The organism is Pseudoalteromonas sp. SR45-5, assembly GCF_014163565.1.
Lineage (GTDB): Bacteria > Pseudomonadota > Gammaproteobacteria > Enterobacterales > Alteromonadaceae > Pseudoalteromonas > Pseudoalteromonas distincta.
Window position 1 is genome coordinate 1 of sequence record NZ_JACJDN010000501.1, and the last position, 3,014, is coordinate 3,014.

At 38.5% G+C, this 3,014-nt stretch carries 3 protein-coding genes; 2 read left to right on the forward strand and 1 reads right to left on the reverse strand.

All coding sequences use genetic code 11. From position 1 onward, the window contains the following. Window positions 1-108: 108 nt before the first annotated feature. Both H5072_RS15695 and H5072_RS15700 read left to right on the forward strand, forming a co-directional pair. Window positions 109-897, forward strand: a complete 789-nt coding sequence (locus H5072_RS15695; protein ID WP_024597204.1) for a nucleoside-binding outer membrane protein — start codon at window positions 109-111, stop codon at window positions 895-897. Window positions 898-1,095: 198 nt separating this feature from the next. Further along, window positions 1,096-2,112 (forward strand): alpha/beta fold hydrolase, encoded by a 1,017-nt coding sequence (locus tag H5072_RS15700; RefSeq protein ID WP_024597205.1) that lies wholly within the window; start codon window positions 1,096-1,098, stop codon window positions 2,110-2,112. Window positions 2,113-2,223: 111 nt separating this feature from the next. Here H5072_RS15700 and H5072_RS15705 read toward each other — a convergent pair. Next, on the reverse strand, window positions 2,224-3,014 hold a 791-nt coding region (locus H5072_RS15705), incomplete at its 5' end, for a M48 family metallopeptidase (protein ID WP_182694051.1).

Consider the following 3,014-nt stretch of genomic DNA (forward strand, 5'->3'; position numbering starts at 1 on the left):
GCTTAATAAGTAAGCCGCAACATATGTTAAAATAATACTCTACATATCAATCACTTTTGCTATAATGCGCGCCTTCGCGTGTCACTAAAATTATAGTTAAATACAGATATGAAATTTAAAAAATTACTTCCTCTCGTTACTTTTACATCAATTGCTTTATCGTCTTCTGCTTTTGCGGCTAATTGGAGCAGCACAGCACTACATATTAATAATGGCGACCAAAAAAACCCATTCACTGAGCAAGAGTCAAACACCACTGTTTACTCGGTTCAACATGCATCGGGTTACGATTACGGCGATAACTTCTTTTTTATCGATTACAGTAAAGACGATACCGATGATGGTTACCAAGATGCTGATTTTTATGGTGAGTGGTATTCGACGGTAAGCTTATCGGCCATTAGCGGCGAAAAAATTGGCGCAGGCGCATTATTAGATGTGGGCCTTACCGGTGGTATTAACGTTGCTGGCGACGCTAAAGTAATGAAATACTTGCCTGGTGTTAAATTAAGCTGGGATGTACCTGGGTTTAACTTTTTTCAAACGCTATTCACAGCTTACATTGACGATAGTGAAGGTGTAGCAAAAGGCGGGGCTCCTATTGAAACAAATAGCTGGATGCTTGATGTTGCCTTTGAATACCCTTTCACTATTGGCTCACAAAAATTTAGCTTTAAAGGCCACGCTGAATACATTGCAGAACGTGAAGATGAATTTGGTAACGATGTAGAGGCGTGGATACTCGCACAGCCTATTTTAGTATGGGATATGGGCCACGCTCTTCAAATGAAAGAAAACACACTACTGTTGGGTATGGAATTACAATACTGGCACAATAAACTAGGTACTGAAGTCACTGAGTCAGTGCCACAAATCCATATTGAGTGGACGTTTTAAGCTTTAACGATACTCGTTTTACTCTACATTAATAAGCGAAGCTCTCTTTTAGCTTCGCTTTTTTCATCTCCAAATTAAACAACGTTGAGCATGACAAAGCCTCAATTGAATAGTACTTAATGTTTGGTTACTATAATGAATTATTCTGAGTTTTATATATTAGAGCTCATATTATTTGTCCTTAATTGGAGTAACCAAATGTCGTCGATTAAAGTTATTTGCTTTTCTACTTTATTGTTATTAACAAACAATGCATTAGCGAGCACAACGCAAGATACCTCTTCACTTTCTTATGATGCACTTTTAAGCAGTTATCAGTACGACTTTAAAGTAAATTACTTTAACATTGAGTCACAAAAACAGTCCCTTAAAATGGCGTATATTTACTTAAAGCCTACCAAATCCGACATGCCTACAGTGACGCTTATGCACGGCAAAAATTTTAATGCAGATTACTGGACTACCACTGCGCAATACCTGCAATCTTTAGGCTACGGCGTATTAATTCCTGATCAAATTGGTTTTGGAAAATCATCTAAACCAACTAATTACCAGTATTCATTTGCGGCTCTTGCTCATCATACTCATGCGTTAATGGACTCACTTAATATAAAAGAGTCAATTGTATTAGGGCACTCTATGGGTGGGATGCTAGCGAGTCGTTTTGCACTAATGTACCCAAACACAACTAGTAAATTAATTTTACTTAACCCTATTGGGCTTGAAAACTACCTGCAGTATGTTGATTACAAAGATACAAATTTTTTCTATAAAAACGAATTTTCAAAAACGCCAGAAGGCGTAAGAAAATACCAACAAAAAAATTACTACGATGGTAAGTGGAATACCACATATTCAGCCCTAACCGACTTTATAACAGGGCAAATACAAGGCCCAGATAAAGAACAAATGGCATGGGTAAATGCAAAAACATACGATATGATTTTCACTCAACCTGTAATAACCGAATTTAAAGATTTAGCAGTACCGGTTAAATTAATTATTGGTACACGCGATAGAACCGGCCCTGGCCGTAACTGGAAAAAAGACGGTGTTGATTACGAGCTTGGTCGATATGATAAATTAGGCAAACACGCTGCAACACTTATCCCTGACGCACAATTATTTGAACTGGATAATTTAGGGCACCTGCCGCACATTGAAGATTTCGAACGCTTTAAAAATGTATTTAAACAAGCACTTGCTGCTGAATAACCACGCTTAAAAACTAAAATAAAACCCCTGTAGGTAAAATACTTACAGGGGTTTTATTTTAATTACGCATTAATACTAAACGTACACTACTTCAAATAGTAAAGCGCTTAACTACAGTGTGCATTGTGGGTTTTTACCCTGTGCTTTAGCAGTGCTTTGCTCGCTAAGTGCTTTACTCATTTGCGCTTGTAGATTTTTAATACGGTTACTTGGCGCTGGGTGAGTAGATAAAAACTCAGGGGTTGTACCGCTGCCCGCTGCACTCATATTTTCCCAAAGTGTAACCGACTCTTGTGGATTAAACCCCGCCTGTGCCATTAAATCCAGACCTATAGTATCGGCTTCTGATTCGTGAGAGCGGCTAAATGGTAAAACAACTCCATATTGTGCGCCCAAACCTAAGCCTTGCATAATTTCGTTACGGTATTGAATATTACCCATTTCAAGTGCAGCACTACCAAGCTGCATACCGGTATCTAAAATAGAGCTTTGTGAAACACGTTCATTAGAATGCTCAGCAATTACGTGCCCTACTTCGTGCCCTAGTACTGTTGCTAGTTGGTCTTGATTGGTGGCTATTTTTAATAAGCCCGTATGAACCCCAATGTAACCCCCAGGTAATGCAAAAGCGTTAGCAGATTCATCTTCAAATACCACTACTTCCCAATTTTGCGACGCGTATTCTTTTGGTAATACAGCCACTACTTTTTCAGCAATACAATTTACATAAGAATTTGTTTTAGCGTCTTTATTTATTGGCTGAGATGCTTTCATTTCGGCAAAGCTAGCAGTACCCATTTCACTCATTTGTTGATCTGAGTAAAGCGCTATTTGAGTACGTCCTGTTGGTGACGTTTTACAACCGGCTAAAACGGCTGTCGCTAATACTGCAAGTACTAGTT

Coding starts and splice junctions, on each gene's coding strand:
- H5072_RS15695 (WP_024597204.1), top strand. CDS start 109: ATGAAATTTAAAAAATTACTTCCTCTCGTTACTTTTACATCAATTGCT.
- H5072_RS15700 (WP_024597205.1), top strand. CDS start 1,096: ATGTCGTCGATTAAAGTTATTTGCTTTTCTACTTTATTGTTATTAACA.